We start from the raw sequence: 5,593 nt of genomic DNA on the forward strand, positions 1-5,593 counted from the left end.
ACGCCCAGGTGGTCGCAGCGGTGCGCGCAGGAGAGCTGGACCCTGCGGCGGTGGACCGGGCGGCGAGGAACGTCGCGGTCCTCGCCACGAGGGGACGGGCCGGGCAGGCGGGGCGGGAGCAGCCGGGCGGAGAGACCTTCGACGCGGAAGCGCACCACTCCCTCGCCCGCGAGGCCGCCGCGCGCAGCATCGTGCTGCTGCAGAACGACGACGCCCTCCTGCCCCTGGGGACCGGCGGATCGCTCGCGGTGATCGGCGAGTTCGCCCGCACGCCGCGCTACCAGGGCGGCGGCAGCTCGCATGTGAACCCCACCCGTCTGGAGAAGCCGCTCGAGGAGATCCGCGCCGCCGCGCCGCAGGCAGAGGTCTCCTTCGCGCCGGGATTCACTGTGGACGGCTCCGGCGCGGATCCCGCACTGGTCGCCGAGGCGGTGGCCGCCGCCCGCGCCGCGGACACCGCCGTGGTCTTCCTGGGACTCGCCGACGCGCAGGAGTCCGAGGGCTTCGACCGCACGGACATCGAGCTGCCGGCCGAGCAGCTGGAGGTCCTCGCCGCGGTGGCCCGGGTCCAGCCGCGCTCCGTCGTGGTGCTCTCCCACGGCGGAGCGCTGCGCCTGGCCCCCGTGGTCGCGCACACCCCGGCCGAGCTCGACGGTGCGCTTCTGGCACAGGCCGGGGGCAGCGCGCTGGCCGCAGTGCTGTTCGGTGAGGAGAACCCGTCCGGCAGGCTCGCGGAGACGCTGCCGGTCCGCCTCGAGGACACACCGGCCTTCCTCGACTTCCGCAGCGAGCACCGGCACGTGCGCTACGGCGAGGGCCTCTTCGTGGGCTACCGGTGGTACGACGCGCGCTCGCTGCCCGTCGAGCTCCCCTTCGGCCACGGGCTCTCGTACACGCGCTTCGCCTACGAGGGTCTGTCCCTCCGCACGCAGACCCTCGCCGAGGCCGGACAGGGACCCGGCGCGGACACCGAAGGCGCCGGGCCGGGAGCCCACGGACGTGCCGCCGAGGCCGGTGCAGGAGAGGACGCCCCTGCGGCCGAGGAGATCGTCGCCGAGGTGACGGTGACCAACACCGGGGACCGCGCGGGCCGCGAGGTCGTCCAGGCCTACGTCTCCGTCCCGGACTCCTCCGTGGCGCGGGCGCCGCGGTCCCTGGGCGGCTTCGCGGACGTGGAGCTGGAGCCGGGGGAATCGGCACGGGTGGAAGTGCGCATCCAGCGGACGGAACTCGAGTACTGGGACACCCGCGTCGACAGGTTCGTGCTGGAACCGGGCAGATACGAGGTGGCGGTGGGCGCCTCGAGCCGGGATCTGCGCTGCACGGGTGAGATCGAGCTGGAGGGAGAGAGCGTCCGCCTGCCCCTCACGCTGGAATCGACCGTGGCGGAGGTGCTGGCGGATCCCGTCGCGGCCGCGGTGCTGCAGCCGGTCATGGGGTTCGGCACGCCTGGAGAGGAAGCGGAAGACGGCGGCGGCACCAGCGGCGAGGGCCTGGGCGTCGACATGGCACGCATGATGGCGGACATCCCCCTGGCCGCACTCACCGGATTCAGCGGCGGCGCCGTCACCCGCGAGCAGCTCGCAGAGCTGCTGGAGACCGCGAACGCACAGCGCTGAGGAGCGCGGCACACTCCCTCCCACCTCACCTCTCCCCGGAGCGGCCCGCTCCGTTATCTCCCCGCACCTCTCCAGACCCTCCCCCTCGGAGCACCCCCTCGCAAGTTACGTCTGCGTACCGGCCGTGCGAGGCGGCCGGTACGCAGACGTAACTTGCGAGGGGAGGAGAGGGGAAGGCAGAGGGGAGGCCGGCAGAGCGCCCGCTCACTCCCTCCCGGAGGAGATCCAGGCCGGGTTCGCGTGGATGTTGCGCGTCCCGCTCACCATTCCCGCGACGGCGTCGAGACGCTCCAGCTGCTCGGCGGAGAGTTCCAGCTGCGTGCTCCGCAGGTTCTCGATCATGCGGGAGGCCCGCCGTGAACCGGGGATCGGCACGGTGCTCACGCCCAGCTCACGCCCCTTGGCGAACAGCCACGCGAGGCTCACCTGCGAGTTCGTGGCGCCCAGAGTCTCGGCGACCTCGCTCACGAGTGCGAGCGCGGCCTGGTTGGCGTCCCAGGACTCCCCCATCCGCGCGGTGCTGCTGCGGAAGTCCCCGGCCACGGCGTCCTTGGTGAGCGTCCCGGTGAGGAAGCCGCGGCCCAGCGGGCTGTAGGGCACGAAGCCGATCCCCAGCTCCGCGCAGGCGGGCAGCACGTGCGCCTCGACGTCACGCGACCACAGGCTCCATTCGGACTGGACGGCGGTGAGGGGATGGACGGCGTGGGCCCGGCGCAGCTCGTCCGCCGTCACCTCGGACACGCCCAGGTACCGGACCTTTCCTGCCTCCACCAGCTCCGCCATGGCGCCCACCGTCTCCTCGATCGGAACCGCGGGATCCGGACGATGGAGGTAGTAGAGGTCGATCGTCTCCACGCCCAGACGCCGCAGCGAGGCCTCGTTCGCGGTGCGGACGTACTCGGGACGGCCGTTCACACCGCTCGGGGCGATGCGGGGTGTGCCGCTCTCACCGGCCGCCGTCACGGTCTCGCCGCTGATGCCGAACTTGGTGGCCAGCTGCAGGTCCCCTCGACGTTCGGCCAGGAGCGGGGCGAGCATCTCCTCGTTCGTCCCGGCCGGACCGGTGGAGCCGGGCCGCGATTCGCCGTAGACGTCTGCGGTGTCGAGGAAGGTGATGCCGGCGTCGATCGCCTCATTCAGTGCCCCGCGCGCCTCCTCATCGCTGAGGCCGCCGCCGTAGACGTGCGAGAGTGCCATGCAGCCGTAGCCGATCGGTGAGACCCGCAGATCCCCGAGTGCCGTCGTCGCGCTCATGTGTGTGCTCCTGTCTGTGCCGGATGGAGTACTGGGAGCGTATGCCCTGGAGCGCACTCGAAGGCAAGGGCGGAGATGAGACGCCCACTCTGCGGCTCTCTATCACACTCTCTGACGTTCTATAACACTGTATGATCTCTGCGTTTCTCCCAGTGGAAATGATGCGGCTCCAGCCGCCTCAGCTCCTCGCATACTCCTCCGGGTCGCCGGCGAAGCAGTCCATCTCGCCGCGCTCCACGTCGAGGGAGACGGTCAGCAGCGTCTCGCCCTGCTCCTCCGGGGCGCCGCCGGGCACCGGCCGCATGCAGATGGGAGCGCCCGCACCGTCCGGACCGCACAGCGCCGCGGCGAACTCCGCGCGTGCCGCGTCCCTCCGCTCCCGCTCGGTCGGCTCCTGCCCCGATCGCCCTGCCACGGCACCGCCGGCACCGTACTGCGCCCGCTCCGGCACCGTCAGCTCATGGCTGCGCGCCTGCAGATGGGCGTAGCGTTCGGCAGTCAGCTTCGCCGTCGCCCGATCGCCGCGTGCCAGCTCCGGGTCCAGGAAGTGGTTGGTGTGCAGCAGCACCCGCGTCCCCGGATCCGCGCCGCCCGTCCACGGCCGCACCACGCCCACGCCGTCCGGGCACAGCTCGATGCTCACCGCATCCGGTTCCCGCGTGACGACGGTGAGCACGGAGGAGGCGCTCACCGGTGCGGAGCGTGCGATCTCCACGGCCTCGGCGACGGTCTGCGCGTGGTCGAGCACCCGCCGGGCGACCGCGTGGACGGGCACGCCTCCCCCGCCGTGGTCCGAGGCGTGGTGCAGGATGTTGAAGTGGACGCCCAGTCCGGCGGCATTGATCCCGATCTTCGCCGGAGCACCGAACTCCGTGAACGTCCGCACCCCCACACCGGCCGCGCTCGTGTAGTCGAGCACCAGCCCCTGCGGCACCAGATCCGCATACCAGTCCCAGGTCTGCAGGGTCCAGGGCATCGCGTTGCCCGGCGGCAGCAGCACCGCCGTGGAGCACTCGCCGAGGCCGGCCCGCCCCGCCGTCGCGAGGACCTCCGTCCGCGCGGTGACGGCGAGGACGGCGTCCAGGCCGGTGAAGGCACCACGCCCGAGGCCGCGCTCACCGCTGCCGGCATTCTCACCGCCTGCGCGCCCCCGGACGCTCGCCGCCGCCTCGGCCATCGCGGACAGCTCCGCGAACTGTTCCGGGTCCCAGTCCGCGAGCGCTTCCCGGCTCCCCCGGATCACCCTCGCGACGACGGCGTCCGGGATCCCCTTGGTGCGGTAGAGGTCCAGGTACAGCTGTGCGCTCCGGGCGATCTCGGCGCTGAAACGCAGGCCGATCTCCCGGCCGCGCACCTCGGGTGCCGTGCTCTGTGTGCGGAAGGTGACGAGTTCCATCGGTCGCCTCTGCCTCTCCGGCCGTTCCCGGCCTGACTCATCGCTCCGGGCCCTCGGGCCGCCTGTGCGGGTGCCGGCCTCCGGTCGCCGCACCGGCGAGACGGCCCTCCCCTCGCATCCTCGCACGAGTGGACACCGGCACGAGTGAGCCAGGACACCCCTGGCATAGGATTCCCCCATGTCCGAGCGACACACCCACCGCCTCGACGAGGGCAGCCCGGCCCTCGACCGGCGGATCATCGCAGCCCTGCAGATCCGCCCCCGCGCCACCTGGGCGGCGATCGCGGACGCACTGGGGGAATCGGCGCGTTCGGTCTCCCGCCGCGGCACCGAACTCCTGGACAGCGGCGCCGTCCGCGTGGTGGGAGTGCGCGGCGCCACAGGCACCGCCATCGCCCGCATCCGCTCCTCCGTGGGCGCGGTGCGCACCGTGGCCAGCGGGCTCGCCGCCCGCCCCTACACCGTCTTCTCCTACGCCACGACGGGCGCACACTCCGTGTTCGCGGAGATCCGGATCGACGCCGAAGTCTATCCGGGCCTCGTGTTCGACGAGCTGCCGGCCGTCAACGGGATCGCGGACGTGCGGATCGACACCGTCACCCGCAACCACCGCTCGGTGAGCGAATGGCGGCCGGCCGTGCTCACTCCGGCGGAGGCGCAGGCGATGGGCGAACCCGGCAGACCTCCCGCCCCACCGCAGGCCGCCGACCACGAGGAGCTCTCCCCCAGCGACCGGATGCTCCTCCGGCTGCTCGCCGAGGACGCGCGCATGACCACGGCGGATCTCGCCGCGCACGGCAGGGTCTCCGAGAACACCGTGCGCCGCAGGCTGGCGTGGCTGGAGCAGCACAGCTACCTGCGCATCCGCGTCGTGGCGGAGCCGGAGCTGCTGGGCTTCCCCGTCGAGGCGCTCGTGACGGTCACCGCCGCCCGGGACGCCGCCGACCGGCTGGTCGCAGGCCTCCTCGCGCGCACGGAGACCCGCTACCTCAGCGCGCTCGGCGGCGACCGTCATCTGCTCGCACACTTCGCCTTCAGGAACATGGCCGCGCTCCACACGGAGCTGAGCTCCGCGCCCTGGACCGCGGAGGCGGAGTCCTTCGAGGTCTCCCACGTGCTCCAGGCCTTCAAACGCAGCGGATGGTCACGCACCCAGGAGGCCGCGACCACCCACCTCTACTGAGGACCGCGGGCGAGGCGCCCTGCCGCGGCGCGGATCATGAGAGCCGGAGCCTTCCGGCGGAAGCTCCCGCCCCCGAGGCCGCCCCCGGCCTCAGCGGATGCTCACCCCGGGGCCGATCGGCAGGCCCAGCAGGTACCAGAC

At 72.6% G+C, this 5,593-nt stretch carries 4 protein-coding genes; 2 read left to right on the plus strand and 2 right to left on the minus strand.

Translation table 11 applies throughout. The features are described from left to right. The coding region (locus Q0A33_RS02965) for a glycoside hydrolase family 3 protein (protein WP_291792866.1) at nucleotides 1-1,619 on the plus strand (1,619 nt) is incomplete at its 5' end. A gap of 204 nt (nucleotides 1,620-1,823) precedes the next feature. Here Q0A33_RS02965 and Q0A33_RS02970 read toward each other — a convergent pair. Together Q0A33_RS02970 and Q0A33_RS02975 are read right to left on the minus strand one after the other, a co-directional pair. After that, nucleotides 1,824-2,873 (minus strand): aldo/keto reductase, encoded by a 1,050-nt coding sequence (locus tag Q0A33_RS02970; protein ID WP_291792868.1) that lies wholly within the window; start codon nucleotides 2,871-2,873, stop codon nucleotides 1,824-1,826. Between the two features lie 178 nt (nucleotides 2,874-3,051). Then, nucleotides 3,052-4,269, minus strand: a complete 1,218-nt coding sequence (locus tag Q0A33_RS02975) for a C45 family peptidase (protein ID WP_291792871.1) — start codon at nucleotides 4,267-4,269, stop codon at nucleotides 3,052-3,054. Nucleotides 4,270-4,447: 178 nt separating this feature from the next. Between Q0A33_RS02975 and Q0A33_RS02980 the strand changes: the two genes are divergently transcribed. Further along, nucleotides 4,448-5,452 (plus strand): Lrp/AsnC family transcriptional regulator, encoded by a 1,005-nt coding sequence (locus Q0A33_RS02980; protein WP_291792874.1) that lies wholly within the window; start codon nucleotides 4,448-4,450, stop codon nucleotides 5,450-5,452. The last annotated feature ends 141 nt before the right edge of the window (nucleotides 5,453-5,593 follow it).

The sequence above is a fragment of the Brevibacterium sp. genome (genome assembly GCF_022712115.1).
GTDB lineage: Bacteria > Actinomycetota > Actinomycetes > Actinomycetales > Brevibacteriaceae > Brevibacterium > Brevibacterium salitolerans.

What these genes read in the sequence shown, in the direction of transcription:
- Q0A33_RS02980 (WP_291792874.1), top strand. Translation starts at nt 4,448, where the DNA reads ATGTCCGAGCGACACACCCACCGCCTCGACGAGGGCAGCCCGGCCCTC.
- Q0A33_RS02975 (WP_291792871.1), bottom strand. Translation starts at nt 4,269, where the DNA reads ATGGAACTCGTCACCTTCCGCACACAGAGCACGGCACCCGAGGTGCGC.
- Q0A33_RS02970 (WP_291792868.1), bottom strand. Translation starts at nt 2,873, where the DNA reads ATGAGCGCGACGACGGCACTCGGGGATCTGCGGGTCTCACCGATCGGC.